The organism is Streptococcus sp. 3167 (assembly GCF_013277175.1).
GTDB classification, from domain to species: Bacteria; Bacillota; Bacilli; order Lactobacillales; family Streptococcaceae; genus Streptococcus; species Streptococcus pseudopneumoniae.
Genome location: NZ_VMML01000019.1, coordinates 1 through 16,630 on the forward strand (window position 1 = coordinate 1; position 16,630 = coordinate 16,630).

Consider the following 16,630-nt stretch of genomic DNA (forward strand, 5'->3'; position numbering starts at 1 on the left):
AGTTATAATCGCTTTCATAAGCAAACTCCAATTCTTCTTAAAATAAGAAACCTGAACATTAAACAGGATTCTTTTCAAATAGTATAGCATAATTCCAACTAAAATACTCAAAAACGCCTGCTTACGAAGTTGTTCTTAAGCAAAAAACAATTTCGTAAACAAGCGTCTACTATCCCAACTTATGATGAGTGTTCCCGCTAGGACCGAAATCCTAGCGGTAGACCAGAGCTAGACTAAGAGCACAAGACTCCATCATCATAACACTCAACAAAATTGATGATTTTATACTAATTCGATGATTGCCATTGGCGCTGCATCACCACGACGTGGTTCAGTTTTAAGGATACGAGTGTATCCACCGTTACGTTCAGCATAACGAGGTGCGATTTCTGAGAACAATTTTTGAAGTGCTGTAGTAGAAGTGTACTTGTCAGTTGCTTCATCATAGTTTTCAGATGCGATTTCATTACGTACGAAAGCAGCTGCTTGACGACGTGCATGCAAATCACCACGTTTACCTAGAGTAATCATTTTTTCAACAGTTTTACGGATTTCTTTAGCACGAGCTTCAGTTGTCACGATTGATTCGTTGATCAAAAGGTCAGTTGTCAAATCGCGAAGCATTGCTTTACGTTGTGAGCTAGTGCGTCCTAGTTTACGGTAAGCCATGTATTCCTCCTTTATTTATCTTTTAATCCAAGACCCAAATCAATGAGTTTGAGTTTCACTTCTTCCAAACTCTTGCGTCCAAGATTTCGTACTTTCATCATCTCTGCTTCAGATTTTTCTGTCAAATCATGCACAGTATTGATACCGGCACGTTTCAAACAGTTGTATGAACGCACAGACAAGTCCAGTTCCTCAATCGTACGATCCAAAATACGATCGTCAGATTCAGTATCAGCTTCTTTCATCACTTCAGTTGACTTAGCAATCTCAGTAAGATTTGTAAACAAATCAAGATGTTCTGTCAAAATACGTGCTGAAAGCCCTAAAGCATCTTCTGGAATAATTGTTCCATTTGTCAAGATTTCAAGGGTTAGTTTGTCAAATCCATCATTGCTACCTACACGAGCAGGTTCCACTTGATAGTTGACTTTTGTAACTGGTGTATAAATAGAATCTACAGCAAGTGTTCCAACTGGTGCATTATCTTTTTTATTTTCATCAGCAGGTACATATCCACGACCACTGTTAACAGTCATAGTCGCTTTTAGAGAAGAACCTTCACCGATTGTAAAGAGATAATGATCTGGATTTACAATTTCAATATCGCTATCTGTCAAAATGTCACCAGCTGTTACTTCAGCAGGGCCTTCAACATCTAGTTCGATGATTTTTTCGTCTTCAACGTACGATTTCACTGCAATTCCTTTAATGTTCAGAATGATTTGCATCACGTCTTCACGAACACCTGGAACTGTGTCAAACTCATGTAACACACCATCAATATTGATAGATGTCACAGCTGCTCCTGGTAGAGAAGCTAGAAGTACACGACGAAGAGAGTTACCAAGAGTTGTACCGTAGCCACGTTCAAGTGGTTCGATTACAAACTTGCCATAATCTTTATTTTCATCAATTTTTGTTATATTTGGTTTTTCAAACTCGATCATTTAGTTACTCCCTCTTAAACGAAAAGCAGTGTAATGCGATGATTATACACGGCGACGTTTTGGAGGACGAGCACCATTGTGTGGCACTGGAGTCACATCACGAATTGCTGTTACTTCAAGACCAGCGGCAGCAAGCGCACGAATAGCTGACTCACGACCAGAACCTGGACCTTTTACAGTAACTTCAACTGATTTAAGACCGTGTTCTTGTGCAGATTTAGCAGCAGCTTCAGAAGCCATTTGAGCAGCGAATGGTGTAGATTTACGAGAACCTTTGAAACCAAGAGCACCAGCTGATGACCAAGCAATTGCATTACCATGCACATCAGTAATCATAACAATAGTGTTATTAAATGTAGCGTGAATATGAGCAATACCAGATTCGATATTCTTTTTCACACGACGTTTACGTGTTGGTTTAGCCAAGACTTTTACCTCCTATATTATTTTTTCTTACCAGCAATCGCAACAGCTTTACCTTTACGAGTGCGAGCGTTGTTTTTAGTGTTTTGTCCACGGACAGGAAGTCCACGACGGTGACGGATACCACGGTATGAACCGATTTCCATCAAACGTTTGATGTTCAAGTTTACTTCACGACGAAGGTCACCTTCAACTTTGATTGCATCCACTTCACGACGGATAGCATCTTCTTGATCTGATGTAAGATCACGTACACGAACATCTTCTGAGATTCCAGCAGCAGCCAAAATTTTCTTAGATGTTGCAAGTCCGATACCATAAACATAAGTCAATGAGATTACTACGCGTTTGTCATTTGGAATGTCAACTCCAGCAATACGAGCCATGTTTTCTCCTTTCTATCTTATCCTTGACGTTGTTTGTGTTTTGGATTTGCTGGGCAAATTACCATAACACGACCATTACGACGAATAACTTTACAGTATTCGCAAATTGGTTTGACCGATGGTCTTACTTTCATTTCTTATCCCTCCAAGTTTTTCGATTATTTAAAGCGGTAAGTGATACGTCCACGTGTCAAGTCATATGGACTCATTTCGACAGTAACACGATCTCCCGCTAAAATACGAATATAGTTTTTACGAATTTTACCAGAAACTGTTGCTAAAATCTGATGTCCATTTTCAAGTTCAACCGTAAACATTGCATTCGGCATTGTATCAACTACTTTGCCTTCAACTTCAATCACATCGTCTTTTGCCACGCAAAAGCACCTCCATAAATTTCGATTCGATGCCTCTAGACACAGAGACAACAATTATAAGTCAGACTATCTCAGTATAACATTTGTAGCGGATTTTTGCAAGTGTGAAAAACGCTTTATTTCAAATTTGTCAATACTTTTTCGATATCTGAGAAGACATCGTTAATATCTTGATTACCTTCGATGTCATGAACCAAACCTTTGGCACGGTAGTGAGCAATGATTGGTTCTCCTTGNNTTATCATCTTCACGTTGGTAGTAATCTTCTTCTTTATAGTCAACTGGTGGGTTAAAGACCTTGTGGAAAGTTTCCCCAGTTACGCGGTGGATGATACGACCACTCAAACGTTCTAAGAGGCTATCTGGATTTACTTCAATGTTGATGACACCTTCTAGTTCAATGCCAAGTTCAGCCAATGTTTTGTCCAAGGCATGAGCTTGTTCGATTGTACGTGGGTAACCATCCAATAAGAATCCTGTTTCTTTAATATCATCTTGTGAAAGACGTTCTTTTACGATTCCATTTGTAACTTCATCAGGAACCAATTCACCCTTGTCAATGTATGACTTAGCAAGAACACCCATTTCAGTTTGATTTGCTATTGCAGCGCGGAACATATCACCTGTTGAGATATGTGCAACATGGAATTGTTCTACGATTTTTGCTGCTTGAGTTCCCTTACCTGCACCAGGTAAGCCCATAATCAAAAGATTCATGATCTGATCTCCTTATTTTATTTTTAAATAGAAGCAAAAATTCTTTTCACCCCTATTTAAAAACAAAATAGAAGAGGGGAGACCAAACTCTCACAAATGTTAGAGTTTAAACCTCCACTCCCTCAGCATTTACTGCTTCATACTCAATGAAAATCNNAAAGCACTGCTTTGAGGTTGCAGATAAAGCTGACGTGGTTTGAATTTGATTTTCGAAGAGTATCAGTAAATACTTTTATTCTGTTCTATCCATGAAACCAACATACTTACGTTTCAATAGGTAACCTTCCAATTGTTTGATTCCTTCGATACCTGTAGAGATAATGATCAAGAGACTTGTTCCCCCAAAGGCAACAACATCAGAAAGACCAAATATATCTTTAGCTGCAATCGGCAAAATGGAAATCACACCAAGGAAGAGGGAACCAACCGTTGCAAGACGACGAAGAAGTTTAGACATATATTCTTCTGTACCTTTACCAGGACGAACTCCATGGATATAGGCACCGCTCTTTTGTAGGTTCTCTGCCGCTTTTTCAGGATTAATCTGTACAAACGTATAGAAGAATGTAAAGAGAATAATCAACAAAGCATACATGGCAATACCAGTTGGAGAAGTGGTTGCCAGCATTTCTTGTGCTACCCTTACCCAAGCCCAATCATGACCTGTAGCGCTCAAAAACTGAAGAATCGCCGCAGGCGCTGCAGTAATGGAACTGGCAAAGATAACAGGAATAACTCCAGCAGGGTTTACCTTCAATGGAAGGTAAGAGCTGGATGGAGCACCTTGTGCAACCTTAGTATATTGGATTGGAATTTTGTATTCTGCTTGTTGAACATAAGTTGTAAAGTAAATGATCAACAATACAGTAATAATCAAAATGATTACGAAAATGATAGATGAAGTGATACGGCTACTTGGGACGTTCACAAAGTAGTCCACATAGATGCCCTGAATCATCTCTGGAATTGAGGCAACAATCCCGGCAAAGATAATCATAGAAACACCATTTCCGTATCCCTTATCTGTAATTTGCTCTCCCAACCAAGTGACAATCATACTACCAGCTGTTAAGATGATACCAATCGTCAGAAAAACTTGGGGAGTTAAAGCAGTTTTAATCAATTGAGCTCCAGCCAAGGTATTAAAACCAGCTGTAATCCCGATAGATTGCACAAAGGCTAGACCAAGGGCAATATAACGAGTAGCTTGGTTCAATTTTCTTCGACCTACTTCCCCTTGTTTTCCCCACTCTACAAATTTCGGTAAAATATCCATTTGTAAGAGTTGGACAACGATAGAAGCAGTAATATAGGGACTAACTCCTAGGGCAAAAATCGAAAAGTTTTTTAGGGCATTCCCCGACACCAAGCTCAACATGTTTAAGAAGGATAATCCACTTAAAGCATTCAAGCTATTGGCATTCACACCAGGAACTGTAATGCTAGTTCCGATACGAAAGACCAAAACGATAAAAATTGTAAATAAAATTTTTGATCGAACCTGCTTGACTTTAAGAGCTTCTCTTAATAATTTAAAAAACATAGGTCACCTCTCTTAGATGACTTCTACTGAACCACCTTTAGCAGTGATAGCTTCTTCAGCTGATTTAGAGAATTTAGCTGCTTTCACAGTCAATTTCTTAATCAACTCACCGTTACCAAGAATTTTAATACCTGACTTTTCAGCTTTAACAATTCCTGCTTCGATAAGAACAACTGGAGTTACTTCAGCACCATCTTCAAAGACGTTCAATTGGTCAAGGTTCACAATTGCGTATTCTTTAGCGTTGATGTTAGTGAATCCACGTTTTGGAAGACGACGGAACAATGGAGTTTGTCCACCTTCAAAACCAAGGCGAACTCCGCCACCGCTACGAGCTTTTTGACCTTTTTGACCACGACCAGATGTTTTACCGTTACCTGATGAAGTACCACGACCAACGCGGTTACGTACTTTACGAGAACCTTCTGCAGGTTTCAATTCATGAAGTTTCATTTTTATTTTCTCCTCTTTTGTAAAATGCTAGCGCCGATAAGGGAGAAAAGGTTGTCTCCCCCATCAACTCGCCTATACGACGTCATCATAGATGACTATATCTAGTTTTAGGGGATGGTATAGTGCACATCCCCTAAAAATTCATTAGTTTACTTCTTCAACTGTTACCAAGTGAGATACTGCAGTGATCATACCACGGATAGCAGCGTTATCTTCTTTAATAACAGAGCTGTTCAATTTGCCAAGTCCAAGTGCTACAACAGTTTTACGTTGTGATGGAATGCGTCCGATTGGAGACTTAGTCAAAGTAATTTTAATTTGAGCCATTTTATCCCCTTTCTTATGCCAAATCAGAAACTGAAATACCACGAAGGGCAGCAACTTCTTCAGCGCGTTTCAATTGTTTCAAACCTTCAACAGTTGCACGAACAATGTTGATTGGAGTGTTAGAACCAAGTGATTTAGATGTAATATCTGCCACACCTGCCAATTCCACAACGGCACGAACTGCACCACCAGCGGCAACTCCAGAACCTTCTACAGCAGGTTTCAACAATACTTTAGCTCCACCGAATTCTGAAAGAACTTCGTGTGGGATTGTTGTTCCAACCATAGGAACTTCGATCAAGTTTTTCTTAGCATCATCTACTGCTTTACGGATTGCTTCTGGAACTTCTTGAGCTTTACCAGTACCAAATCCTACGCGACCGTTGTGGTCACCAACAACAACAAGAGCTGCGAAACGAAGACGACGTCCACCTTTAACAACTTTTGTAACACGATTGACAGCAACTACGCGTTCTTCTAATTCAACTGCATTGTCTTTAAATGCCATTTTCTAGTGTCCTCCTATTAGAATTTCAATCCGTTTTCACGAGCTGCATCAGCCAAAGCTTTCACACGTCCGTGATATAGATATCCACCGCGGTCGAACACCACTTCTGAAATACCTTTAGCGTTTGCACGTTCTGCAACGAGTTTACCGACAGCAACAGCTTGTTCAGTTTTAGTTCCTTTTGAAACTTCTTTATCAAGAGTTGAAGCACTTGCGAGCGTTACACCCGCTACGTCATCAATCACTTGAGCGTAGATGCCTGTATTAGAACGGAATACGTTCAAACGTGGGCGATCAGCAGTTCCAGAGAGTTTTCCGCGAACGCGACGGTGGCGTTTTTGGCGGAGTTTGTTTTTATCTGGTTTTGAAATCACAGTTTTCACCTCTTTAGTTTTAAATCGTGTGCTATGCACAAAGTTGGAAAATAGGTTGGTGGTTGAGAATCAACCACTCAACATTATTTACCTGTTTTACCTTCTTTACGGCGAACGAATTCACCAACGTAACGGATACCTTTACCTTTATATGGTTCTGGTGAACGAAGGCTACGTACGTAAGCAGCTGTTTGACCAACTACTTCTTTTGAAATTCCGCTAACAACGATTGTTGTTGGGTTTGGAAGTTCAAAAGTAATTCCTTCTGGAGCTTCAACTTCGTCTGGATGAGATTTACCAACAGCCAAAACAAGTTTAGATCCTTGAAGTTGTGCACGGTAACCAACCCCGCGCATTTCAAGTTCTTTCTTGAATCCTTCTGATACACCAACAACCATGTTGTTCAAAAGGGCACGAGTAGTTCCGTGGATAGTTTTCATTTCTTTTGAATCGTTTGGACGGTGAAGAGTTACTTCAGTACCTTCCACACGGATTTCAATATCTTTTGAGAACTCACGAGTAAGTTCTCCTTTAGGTCCTTTTACAGTTACAAGGTTGTCATTGTTAGTGATTTCAACACCAGCAGGCAACACGATAACTTTATTACCAATACGTGACATGTTTATTTTCTCCTGTTAAATTGTCAGGCCAGAACGGCCAGTTTTCACGGGGCTAAATCGATTTCTCGATTTAAAGGAACATTTAGGTTTCAATTTCAAAGTGAATCTAGGCATCGTCTCGCAGGCATAACTTTGGGTTAGGCAAGAGACGATAACGAAGAGTCACAAAGAAATTGGGAGCTAAATATTAGCAAACGTAAGCGATAACCTCACCACCAACATTCTTTTGGCGTGCTTCTTTATCAGTAAGCAAACCTTCAGAAGTTGAAAGGATAGCAATTCCAAGTCCGTTAAGAACTTTTGGAAGGTCTTCACGTTTTTTGTAGACACGAAGTCCTGGTTTAGAAATACGTTTCAAGTTAGTGATAACTTTTTCACCGTTTGGTCCGTATTTAAGAAATACACGGATGATGCCTTGTTTGTCATCTTCGATGATTTCAACGTTTTTTACAAAACCTTCGCGTTTAAGGATTTCAGCAATCCCTTTTTTGATGTTTGATGCAGGTACTTCAAGTACTTCGTGTTTAGCTTGGTTAGCGTTACGAATACGAGTTAGGAAGTCTGCGATTGGGTCAGTCATAACCATTTTGTTTTTCTCCTCTTACTAGTAGTTTGCAAGTTGCACTTGCTAGTTAATACATGATACAAAGAGCGTAACAGCAAGAGCAAAAATAGGCAATTTGATGCAGGAGCGATGCTCCAAAGAAAATTGGTCTTTTTTTGCCAAAGCCGTAGCTCGTGTTCAAATTGGCTAGCCCAACTGAACCCGGGCTAAACTCTGTGTGAAAAAGATAAACTTTCCTAGAAACCTCAGTTTCTTCGTCAAGTTTCCTATTTTCACTTAGAGTTTTGACGCCCTTGATATCTTAAATTACCAAGATGCTTTTGTTACACCAGGAATTTGACCTTTATGCGCAAGTTCGCGAAAAGCGATACGACTCAGACCAAATTTGCGGTAAACTGAATGTGGGCGCCCCGTAACTCTACAACGATTATGTAAACGAGTCGGTGAGGCGTTGCGAGGTAATTTAGATAAACCTTCATAGTCCCCTGCTGCCTTTAATGCAGCACGTTTTTCAGCATAACGGTCAACAATTTTTTGGCGTTTAGCCTCTCTAGCTACCATTGATTTTTTAGCCATTAGATTTACCTCCTATATTATTTTGCAAAAGGCATTCCAAGGCCTGTAAGCAATGCACGTGACTCTTCGTCAGTGTTAGCAGTTGTTACGATAACAATGTCAAGACCACGAGTTTTGTCAACGTCATCGAAGTTGATTTCTGGGAAAATCAATTGTTCTTTCACACCAAGTGTATAGTTTCCGCGTCCATCAAATGATTTTGTTGGAACACCGTGGAAGTCACGTACACGTGGAAGTGAAACTGAAACCAATTTATCCAAGAATTCGTACATCCGTTCACCACGAAGGGTAACTTTTGCACCGATCGCAACACCTTCACGAAGACGGAAGCCGGCGATTGATTTTTTAGCTTTAGTGATAAGTGGTTTTTGACCTGAGATAAGTGCCAATTCTTCAGCAGCTTTTTCAAGGCTTTTAGCGTTTGATACAGCTTCACCAACACCCATGTTCAAAACGATCTTATCTACTTTAGGCACAGCCATCACTGATGAGTAGTTGAATTGTTCTGTCAAAGCAGGAACTACTTCATTAAGATATTTTTCTTTTAAACGATTTGCCATTATACTTCTCCTTTCCTTCGTGATTAATCAAGCACTTCGCCTGATTTTTTGTTGTAGCGAACTTTTTTACCGTCTACAAATTTGTAACCAACACGACCAGCTACACCATTTTTGTCCAAAACTTGAACGTTTGATACATGGATAGCTGCTTCTTTCTCGATGATACCACCTTGAGGAAGCTCGTTAGTTGGACGTTGGTGTTTCTTAACGATGTTAACACCTTCAACGATAACTTTGTTTACTTTTGGAAGGGCAGTAAGGACAACAGCTTCTGTTCCCTTATCTTTACCAGCGATTACGCGAACTTTGTCGCCTTTTTTTACAAACATTAGGTTTCTCCTTGATTTTTCTTACGCCCATAAGGGCACCCTAGCTTGAAGCTAGGGGACTAGTTTGTTTGTTTTTGCTCTTCGAAAATCAAAGCAATCCTTCGTCAGTTTCAACTCACCTAACTTAAGTTATGCTTTCGTTTTACTTCCTAGACTTGTTTTAATTTTCTTTGAGCAACCAATTAAAGTACTTCTGGAGCAAGTGACACGATCTTCATGAAGCCACCTTCACGCAATTCACGTGCAACTGGGCCAAAGATACGTGTTCCGCGAGGAGTTTTGTCTTCACGGATGATAACTGCTGCGTTTTCGTCAAATTTGATGTATGAACCATCAGCACGACGAGCACCTGATTTAGTACGAACGATAACTGCTTTAACAACGTCACCTTTTTTAACCGCACCACCAGGAGTAGCTTGTTTTACAGATGCCACGATAACATCACCGATGTTTGCAAATTTACGTCCTGAACCACCAAGAACTTTGATAGTCAAGATTTCGCGAGCACCGCTGTTGTCTGCGACTTTCAAACGAGTTTCTGTTTGAATCATTTCAGTTTTCTCCTTTCAGGTTTGATTAGATGATGACCGCTTCTTCAACAACTTCTACAAGACGGAAACGTTTTGTAGCTGAAAGCGGGCGAGTTTCCATGATACGTACGATATCGCCTTCTTTGGCAACATTGTTTTCATCATGAGCTTTATATTTTTTAGAGTAGTTAATACGTTTACCATAGACTGGGTGGTTACGTTTTGTTTCAACTACAACTGTGATTGTCTTGTCCATTTTGTCAGATACAACACGTCCAACAAGAACTTTACGATTATTGCGTTCCATTGAAATTTCTCCTTCCCTAGTCTATTATTTCGCTTCAGATTGAACTGTTTTGATACGAGCGATTTGTTTTTTAACTTCTTTCAAGCGAGCTGTTTGTTCCAATTGACCAGTAGCAGCTTGGAAACGAAGTTCAAACAATTCTTTTTTCAATTCGTTTTCGCGCTTCGCGAGTTCTTCTTGAGAAAGACCACGAAGTTCTTTAACAAATTCTTTTACTTCATTAAGTTTCATGCCTTCTCCTTATTCTGCTTCACGTTTTACGAATTTACATTTAACTGGCAATTTGTGGCTAGCAAGTCGAAGCGCTTCACGTGCAATCTCTTCAGATACACCAGCGATTTCGAACATCACTTTACCACGTTTAACTGGTGCTACCCAACCTTCAGGTGCCCCTTTACCAGATCCCATACGCACACCGATAGCTTTAGCAGTGTATGATTTGTGTGGGAAGATTTTAATCCAAACTTTACCACCACGTTTCATGTAACGAGTCATGGCGATACGAGCAGCTTCGATTTGGCGGTTAGTGATCCAGTGGCTAGTTGTAGCTTGAAGACCGTATTCACCGAATGCTACTTCTTTTCCACCTTTTGCTTCACCGCGCATTTTTCCACGGAACTCACGACGGTGTTTAACACGTTTAGGTACTAACATTGGTTATTTACCTCCTTTAGTGTTTTTACGAGCTGGAAGAACTTCACCACGGTAGATCCATACTTTAACACCAAGTTTACCGTATGTAGTATCTGCTTCTTCCCAAGCGTAATCGATATCTGCACGAAGTGTGTGAAGCGGAACAGTTCCTTCAGAGTATCCTTCAGCACGGGCGATATCTGCACCGTTCAAACGACCTGATACTTGAGTTTTGATTCCTTTAGCTCCAGCACGCATTGCACGTTGGATTGCTTGTTTTTGTGCACGACGGAAAGCAACACGTTGCTCCAATTGACGAGCAATTCCTTCACCTACAAGGTGAGCATCCAAATCAGGTTGTTTGATTTCGATGATGTTGATGTGTACTTGTTTTCCAGTCAATTTGTTAAGTTTTGCACGGAGTGCATCAACGTTAGCACCACCTTTACCGATAACCATACCTGGTTTAGCAGTGTGAAGTGAAACGTTAACTTTGTTTACTGCGCGTTCGATTTCAATAGTTGAAACTGCTGCGTCAGCAAGTTCTTTTTGAACGAATTTACGGATTGCAAGATCTTCATGAAGGTAATCCGCGTATTCTTTTTCAGCATACCATTTGGCATCCCAATCACGGATGATGCCGACACGCATACCAATTGGATGTACTTTTTGACCCACGATTTTACCTCCTTATTTTTCTGCAACAGCTACAGTGATGTGAGCTGTACGTTTGTTGATTGGTGAAGCTGAACCTTTCGCACGTGGACGGAAACGTTTCATAGTTGGTCCTTCGTTTGCGAATGCTTCAGATACTACCAAATTAGCTTTATCCAAACCAAAGTTGTTTTCAGCGTTAGCTACAGCTGAGTTCAAAACTTTCAAGATGATTTCAGCAGCTTTGTTTGGAGTGAATGTCAAGATTGCGATTGCATCGGCTACGCTTTTACCACGGATGTTATCAAGAACAAGACGTGATTTACGAGGTGAAACACGTACTGTACGAGCCATTGCTTTAGCTGAAGTAATTTCTGCCATTTATGTTCTCCTTATTTTCTACGTGTTTTCTTGTCGTCTGCAGCGTGACCTTTGTAAGTACGAGTTGGTGCAAATTCACCAAGTTTGTGACCTACCATGTCTTCTTGGATGTAAACAGGTACGTGTTTACGTCCGTCATAAACTGCAATAGTGTAACCAATGAAACTTGGGAAGATCGTTGAACGACGTGACCAAGTTTTAATAACTTTTTTCTTTTCGTCGTTAGCTTGAGCTTCAACTTTTTTCATCAAATGCTCATCGACGAAAGGTCCTTTTTTAAGACTGCGTCCCATTTTTATATTTTCTCCTTTAAATGTTGTACCACAGCGGCTTGCGCTCACATGGAGCGCTACCGAGCTGGCGGATTTACTAGTTGCTTAAGCGACTAGTTTAATATTATTTCTCGTTGCGACGACGAACGATAAGTTTGTCAGATTTCGCTTTCTTATTACGAGTTTTAAGACCAAGAGCAGGTTTGCCCCATGGAGTAGATGGTGCTTTACGACCAACTGGTGCTTTACCTTCACCACCACCGTGTGGGTGATCGTTAGGGTTCATTACAGAACCACGAACTGTTGGGCGGATACCTTTCCAACGGCTACGTCCCGCTTTACCAAGGTTTACAAGTCCGTGTTGTTCGTTTCCGACAACACCAACTGTAGCACGGCAAGTTCCAAGAATCATACGAACTTCACCTGATTGAAGACGAACAAGAACGTATTTACCTTCTTGACCCAATACTTGAGCAGATGCTCCAGCAGCACGTACCAATTCACCACCACGACCTGGTTTCAATTCGATGTTGTGGATCAAAGTACCAACTGGGATGTTAGCAAGTGGAAGAGCGTTTCCGACTTTGATATCTGCTTCTGGACCTGAAACGATACGTTGACCTACTTCAAGACCTTTTGGAGCGATGATGTATGCTTTCACACCGTCAGTGTAGTGTACAAGAGCGATGTTTGCAGAACGGTTTGGATCATACTCGATTGTTTTAACAACCGCTTCAACGTTGTCTTTGTTACGTTTGAAGTCAACCAAACGGTAGAAACGTTTGTGTCCACCACCTTGGTGACGAACAGTGATACGACCGTTGTTGTTACGACCAGCCTTGCTCTTCAATGCAACAAGCAATGATTTTTCAGGAGTGCTTGTTGTGATTTCAGCGAAATCCAAAGAAGTCATATTACGGCGACCGTTTGTTGTTGGTTTATAAACACGAATTCCCACGATATTTCCTCCTTAGATTATTCAGCTTCAGCAGCAAACAACTCGATTGCTTTTGAATCAGCTGTAAGTGTGATGATAGCTTTTTTAGTTTTGTTAGTAAAACCAGTGTAACGTCCAACACGTTTAGCTTTTGGTTTTACGTTGATTGTGTTAACATTAGCAACTTTAACACCTTCGAAAGCAGCTTCAACAGCTTGCTTGATCAAAAGTTTGTGTGCACGAGTGTCAACTTCAAATACATATTTTCCTGCTTCAAGTTGAGCCATTGAGCTTTCAGTGATGACAGGTTTTTTGATAACATCATACAAATTCATTATGCAAGAACCTCCTCGATTTTAGAGATAGCTGCTTGAGTAACAAGAAGTTTGTCACTATTTGCGATGTCAAGAACACTTGCAGTTGTAGCAGTCGCAACTTTCACGTTTGGAAGGTTACGAGCTGAAAGAGCTGCGAATTCGTTTCCTTCTTCAAGAATAACAAGGACTTTAGAATCGATGCTCAAAGCTGCAAGAACTTTTGCAAATTCAGCAGTTTTTGGAGCTGTAAATTCAAGAGAATCAACGGCTACAAATTTATTTTCAGCAACTTTTTCTGAGTAAACAGATTTAAGCGCAAGGCGACGAACTTTTTGAGGAAGTTTGTACGCATAGCTACGTGGAGTTGGTCCGAAGACGATTCCACCACCACGCCATTGTGGAGAGCGGATAGAACCTTGACGAGCACGTCCAGTTCCTTTTTGACGCCATGGTTTGCGTCCGCCACCTGAAACAGCTGAGCGGTTTTTAACTGCGTGAGTTCCTTGACGAAGGCTAGCACGTTGGCTGATGATCACATCAAACACAACAGATTGGTTTGGTTCGATACCAAAGATTGCATCGTTAAGAACAACTTCGCCAGCTTGTTTACCAGTTTGGTCGAATAATGTTACATTTGCCATTTTGACTGTATTCCCCTTTCCTTATTATTTACCAGCTTTAACTGCTGACTTGATAGTGATAAGAGATTTCTTAGCACCTGGTACGTTACCTTTGATAAGGATAACGTTCTTTTCTGGAACAACTTGTACAACTTCAAGGTTTTGAATTGTTACGCGGTCACCACCCATACGTCCTGCAAGGTTTTTACCTTTGAATACGCGGTTAGGTGCAACAGGCCCCATAGAACCTGGACGACGGTGGTAACGAGAACCGTGAGCCATTGGTCCACGTGATTGTCCGTGGCGTTTGATAACACCTTGGAAACCTTTACCTTTAGAAGTACCAGTTACGTCAACAACGTCTCCAGCTGCGAATGTTTCAACTGTGATTTCAGCACCAACTTCCAAGCCTTCAACGTTTTTGAATTCACGAATGAAGCGCTTAGGAGCCGTGTTAGCTTTCGCTACATGTCCTTTAGCAGGTTTGTTGCTCAATACTTCGCGTTTGTCATCGAAACCAACTTGGATAGCGTTGTATCCGTCTGTTTCAACAGTTTTAACTTGAAGAACAACGTTTGGAGTTGCTTCAATAACTGTTACAGGGATCAATTCGCCAGCTTCAGTGAAGATTTGAGTCATTCCCACTTTTTTCCCTAAGATTCCTTTTGTCATGAGAAAATAGTTCCTTTTCTATATTTTTTATTCAAAAAGTTTTTAACGAGCGTTTTTTATGCTCAGGTCTAAGATACAAAGGGCGTCAAACTCAAAGTGAAAATAGGAAACTGACGCAGTGTCTAGCAGACACTAGGAAGTTTATCTTTTTCACACCGAGTTTAGCCCGTGTTCAATTAGATTGAAACACCAGCCTCTGCTCTTTTATATTTTAGATTAAAGTTTAATTTCTACGTTTACACCACTTGGAAGATCCAATTTCATCAAAGCATCAACTGTTTTTTGAGTTGGGTTAACGATATCGATCAAACGTTTGTGTGTACGCATTTCAAATTGTTCGCGAGAGTCTTTGTATTTGTGAGTCGCACGAATAATTGTGTAGAGGCTACGTTCAGTTGGAAGTGGGATTGGACCCGCAACTTGTGCACCTGTACGAGTAGCTGATTCTACGATTTTTGCAGCCGCTGTGTCAAGCGTACGGTGTTCGTAAGCTTTCAAACGGATACGGATTTTTTTGTTTGCCATTTTTTTCTCCTTTTCGTCTATTTAAGATAATAGGCTAGCTCCACAAGAAAACCGACGCGGCGTTGCGTGGCAATGCAACCGAGCGTGTCGCAACCTCTTGCATCAAAGCTAAAGCTGTAATTTACAGCACCATAATAGAATAACACAAAGCCCCTGCGATTGCAAGGGATTTGTTAGGTTTTTTTCTTTTTTTTGGGATGAAATCGCTTTTGATGAAAAGTTTTACAAAAAATCAAGAAATAAAACAGCGAAAGCGTTGTCAAATTAAAAATAATAGAGTATAATAAGAGATGTAAATATAATTTAAAAAATAGGACAAACCAAAACAAAAACGGAGGGGGAGATGTTTTAAGAAAAAATTATTATACCTTCATTGAGAGGACTAATTTTAGTTCTCAAAAATATTGGTAGAATTTGTGGGAGTTTAGCAAGCTCTCGCCAATGAATGAAATTAGTTAAGATGTTGTAAATGGAACTATAAACTAGATTTTCTTCAATAAGATTGGAATGTGAGTAAGCTATGATTAGAAAAAAATTTTTATTAGCGATTATTGGGATTATTTTGCTATTTTTGGGGTATTGGGGCTGGAAAGTATATCAAGACAGTACAAGAGAAATTATTCCACTAGAGTCTTTACAAGTAACGGTAATAAAAACCGATAAAGATTATTCTATATCTGTTAAAGCAGATTTAGATAATTTTGAACAACTCTCAAATTATCAAGCAATACAAATAAGTAATGATGTCTATTTATATTTTATGAAAACGAAGGCAATTTTTAAAAAAAATACAGTAGATGCAGATTTATCAAATATCTTGGTTGGCAATATAAACCAAGCCATCAACAACATATATGTCGTTAGTGGCAATGATATTATCGTTAAATTTAATGATAGTAAGTATAATCACATCAATGTTTTGAAGTATACTGATAGAAAATTGTTGCTTCGTTTAAATTAAAAAGCGCATTACTTAATAAGAAAGGAAAAAATATGTTAAGAAAATTTAAATCATTAATATTTCTGTCTCTTGCTTCACTATCTCTTATTTCTGGGACTGCTGCATTCGCCGCACAAGGTTCATGGTTTTCTAATTTCCAATTTGACGTAAACGGTGTTTCAGGAGTAGGGACCTCTAATTCTTTTAATGAGGTAGGTCACTTTACTTTTAGAGTAATCCGAGCAGATGGTTCTTGGATTGGCTATAGTAATCACACAATAGGGCCTAATCAATCAGCTTCTAATAGTTACTGGGGGCAACCTGCTTTAGATAGACAGGGGCAAGTTATTATAAACAATAGATATTGGCATACACCTTGGTTTAATTCATAAAAACTTTATGTGTCTGAATATTAGTACTTTTGGCTAATGTCTAACCCTTCAAAATAGCAAAAATAAAAGTTGAGTT

Annotated in this window: 30 protein-coding genes and 1 pseudogene; 2 read left to right on the plus strand and 29 right to left on the minus strand. The window is 39.9% G+C overall.

Features of this window, described 5'->3' with window-relative positions; translation table 11 throughout:
* Window positions 1–282: 282 nt before the first annotated feature.
* The 29 genes and pseudogenes from rplQ to rpsJ all read right to left on the minus strand — a co-directional run bounded on the left by rplQ (window position 283) and on the right by rpsJ (window position 15,222).
* Complete coding sequence (rplQ, locus tag HT678_RS02695) at window positions 283–669, minus strand: 50S ribosomal protein L17 (RefSeq protein ID WP_000331493.1); 387 nt, start codon at window positions 667–669, stop codon at window positions 283–285.
* 11 nt (window positions 670–680) lie between these two features.
* Window positions 681–1,616 carry a DNA-directed RNA polymerase subunit alpha gene (locus HT678_RS02700; protein ID WP_000568988.1) on the minus strand — a complete coding sequence of 312 codons (936 nt, stop codon included), beginning with the start codon at window positions 1,614–1,616 and terminating at the stop codon, window positions 681–683.
* 42 nt (window positions 1,617–1,658) lie between these two features.
* Entirely contained in the window at window positions 1,659–2,042 is a 384-nt protein-coding gene (rpsK, locus tag HT678_RS02705) for a 30S ribosomal protein S11 (protein ID WP_001118385.1), read from the minus strand.
* A 17-nt stretch (window positions 2,043–2,059) separates the two neighbouring features.
* Entirely contained in the window at window positions 2,060–2,425 is a 366-nt protein-coding gene (gene rpsM, locus HT678_RS02710; protein ID WP_000090781.1) for a 30S ribosomal protein S13, read from the minus strand.
* A gap of 17 nt (window positions 2,426–2,442) precedes the next feature.
* Window positions 2,443–2,559, minus strand: a complete 117-nt coding sequence (gene rpmJ / locus HT678_RS02715) for a 50S ribosomal protein L36 (protein ID WP_001808836.1) — start codon at window positions 2,557–2,559, stop codon at window positions 2,443–2,445.
* Window positions 2,560–2,583: 24 nt separating this feature from the next.
* Window positions 2,584–2,802: a translation initiation factor IF-1 gene (infA, locus tag HT678_RS02720; protein WP_001029883.1), complete on the minus strand. Its 219-nt coding sequence runs from the start codon at window positions 2,800–2,802 to the stop codon at window positions 2,584–2,586.
* A gap of 116 nt (window positions 2,803–2,918) precedes the next feature.
* Window positions 2,919–3,519, minus strand: a pseudogene (locus tag HT678_RS02725) (adenylate kinase).
* A 232-nt stretch (window positions 3,520–3,751) separates the two neighbouring features.
* Complete coding sequence (secY, locus tag HT678_RS02730) at window positions 3,752–5,062, minus strand: preprotein translocase subunit SecY (RefSeq protein ID WP_023939673.1); 1,311 nt, start codon at window positions 5,060–5,062, stop codon at window positions 3,752–3,754.
* 12 nt (window positions 5,063–5,074) lie between these two features.
* Window positions 5,075–5,515 carry a 50S ribosomal protein L15 gene (gene rplO, locus HT678_RS02735; RefSeq protein ID WP_000766086.1) on the minus strand — a complete coding sequence of 147 codons (441 nt, stop codon included), beginning with the start codon at window positions 5,513–5,515 and terminating at the stop codon, window positions 5,075–5,077.
* Between the two features lie 144 nt (window positions 5,516–5,659).
* Window positions 5,660–5,842, minus strand: a complete 183-nt coding sequence (gene rpmD / locus HT678_RS02740; RefSeq protein ID WP_000057241.1) for a 50S ribosomal protein L30 — start codon at window positions 5,840–5,842, stop codon at window positions 5,660–5,662.
* Window positions 5,843–5,855: 13 nt separating this feature from the next.
* Window positions 5,856–6,350 carry a 30S ribosomal protein S5 gene (gene rpsE / locus HT678_RS02745; protein ID WP_000874202.1) on the minus strand — a complete coding sequence of 165 codons (495 nt, stop codon included), beginning with the start codon at window positions 6,348–6,350 and terminating at the stop codon, window positions 5,856–5,858.
* A gap of 17 nt (window positions 6,351–6,367) precedes the next feature.
* On the minus strand, window positions 6,368–6,724 hold the full coding sequence (gene rplR / locus HT678_RS02750; RefSeq protein WP_000624044.1) for a 50S ribosomal protein L18: 357 nt from the start codon (window positions 6,722–6,724) through the stop codon (window positions 6,368–6,370).
* Between the two features lie 83 nt (window positions 6,725–6,807).
* Entirely contained in the window at window positions 6,808–7,344 is a 537-nt protein-coding gene (rplF, locus tag HT678_RS02755) for a 50S ribosomal protein L6 (RefSeq protein ID WP_000086622.1), read from the minus strand.
* Window positions 7,345–7,531: 187 nt separating this feature from the next.
* Window positions 7,532–7,930, minus strand: coding sequence for a 30S ribosomal protein S8 (rpsH, locus tag HT678_RS02760; RefSeq protein WP_172924568.1), 399 nt, complete (start codon window positions 7,928–7,930; stop codon window positions 7,532–7,534).
* Between the two features lie 285 nt (window positions 7,931–8,215).
* Entirely contained in the window at window positions 8,216–8,485 is a 270-nt protein-coding gene (rpsN, locus tag HT678_RS02765) for a 30S ribosomal protein S14 (RefSeq protein ID WP_001085703.1), read from the minus strand.
* 17 nt (window positions 8,486–8,502) lie between these two features.
* Window positions 8,503–9,045, minus strand: coding sequence for a 50S ribosomal protein L5 (gene rplE / locus HT678_RS02770; protein ID WP_000013542.1), 543 nt, complete (start codon window positions 9,043–9,045; stop codon window positions 8,503–8,505).
* Window positions 9,046–9,068: 23 nt separating this feature from the next.
* Window positions 9,069–9,374: a 50S ribosomal protein L24 gene (rplX, locus tag HT678_RS02775; RefSeq protein WP_000497691.1), complete on the minus strand. Its 306-nt coding sequence runs from the start codon at window positions 9,372–9,374 to the stop codon at window positions 9,069–9,071.
* Between the two features lie 182 nt (window positions 9,375–9,556).
* On the minus strand, window positions 9,557–9,925 hold the full coding sequence (rplN, locus tag HT678_RS02780) for a 50S ribosomal protein L14 (protein WP_000616545.1): 369 nt from the start codon (window positions 9,923–9,925) through the stop codon (window positions 9,557–9,559).
* A 25-nt stretch (window positions 9,926–9,950) separates the two neighbouring features.
* Window positions 9,951–10,211, minus strand: coding sequence for a 30S ribosomal protein S17 (gene rpsQ / locus HT678_RS02785; protein WP_000440801.1), 261 nt, complete (start codon window positions 10,209–10,211; stop codon window positions 9,951–9,953).
* A gap of 24 nt (window positions 10,212–10,235) precedes the next feature.
* Entirely contained in the window at window positions 10,236–10,442 is a 207-nt protein-coding gene (gene rpmC, locus HT678_RS02790) for a 50S ribosomal protein L29 (RefSeq protein WP_000772918.1), read from the minus strand.
* 9 nt (window positions 10,443–10,451) lie between these two features.
* The gene (gene rplP / locus HT678_RS02795; RefSeq protein ID WP_000960946.1) at window positions 10,452–10,865 is read right to left on the minus strand and encodes a 50S ribosomal protein L16; all 414 of its coding nucleotides are present in this window, start codon (window positions 10,863–10,865) and stop codon (window positions 10,452–10,454) included.
* A gap of 3 nt (window positions 10,866–10,868) precedes the next feature.
* Window positions 10,869–11,522, minus strand: a complete 654-nt coding sequence (gene rpsC / locus HT678_RS02800; RefSeq protein WP_000529936.1) for a 30S ribosomal protein S3 — start codon at window positions 11,520–11,522, stop codon at window positions 10,869–10,871.
* A 12-nt stretch (window positions 11,523–11,534) separates the two neighbouring features.
* Entirely contained in the window at window positions 11,535–11,879 is a 345-nt protein-coding gene (rplV, locus tag HT678_RS02805) for a 50S ribosomal protein L22 (protein ID WP_000818137.1), read from the minus strand.
* An 11-nt stretch (window positions 11,880–11,890) separates the two neighbouring features.
* Window positions 11,891–12,172: a 30S ribosomal protein S19 gene (gene rpsS, locus HT678_RS02810; protein ID WP_000533766.1), complete on the minus strand. Its 282-nt coding sequence runs from the start codon at window positions 12,170–12,172 to the stop codon at window positions 11,891–11,893.
* Between the two features lie 103 nt (window positions 12,173–12,275).
* Window positions 12,276–13,109, minus strand: a complete 834-nt coding sequence (gene rplB, locus HT678_RS02815) for a 50S ribosomal protein L2 (protein WP_000512910.1) — start codon at window positions 13,107–13,109, stop codon at window positions 12,276–12,278.
* 17 nt (window positions 13,110–13,126) lie between these two features.
* On the minus strand, window positions 13,127–13,423 hold the full coding sequence (locus tag HT678_RS02820) for a 50S ribosomal protein L23 (protein ID WP_001055347.1): 297 nt from the start codon (window positions 13,421–13,423) through the stop codon (window positions 13,127–13,129).
* Entirely contained in the window at window positions 13,423–14,046 is a 624-nt protein-coding gene (gene rplD / locus HT678_RS02825; protein ID WP_000024549.1) for a 50S ribosomal protein L4, read from the minus strand. The genes HT678_RS02820 and rplD overlap by 1 nt, the downstream gene beginning before the upstream one ends.
* Window positions 14,047–14,070: 24 nt before the next feature.
* Window positions 14,071–14,697: a 50S ribosomal protein L3 gene (gene rplC / locus HT678_RS02830; RefSeq protein ID WP_000160197.1), complete on the minus strand. Its 627-nt coding sequence runs from the start codon at window positions 14,695–14,697 to the stop codon at window positions 14,071–14,073.
* Window positions 14,698–14,913: 216 nt separating this feature from the next.
* The gene (rpsJ, locus tag HT678_RS02835) at window positions 14,914–15,222 is read right to left on the minus strand and encodes a 30S ribosomal protein S10 (protein WP_001284513.1); all 309 of its coding nucleotides are present in this window, start codon (window positions 15,220–15,222) and stop codon (window positions 14,914–14,916) included.
* A 520-nt stretch (window positions 15,223–15,742) separates the two neighbouring features.
* On the opposite strand from rpsJ, the gene HT678_RS02840 reads away from it, so the two are divergent.
* Both HT678_RS02840 and HT678_RS02845 read left to right on the plus strand, forming a co-directional pair.
* Window positions 15,743–16,183 (plus strand): hypothetical protein, encoded by a 441-nt coding sequence (locus HT678_RS02840; RefSeq protein ID WP_050222809.1) that lies wholly within the window; start codon window positions 15,743–15,745, stop codon window positions 16,181–16,183.
* Between the two features lie 32 nt (window positions 16,184–16,215).
* Window positions 16,216–16,554, plus strand: a complete 339-nt coding sequence (locus HT678_RS02845; protein ID WP_050222808.1) for a hypothetical protein — start codon at window positions 16,216–16,218, stop codon at window positions 16,552–16,554.
* Window positions 16,555–16,630 lie beyond the last annotated feature (76 nt).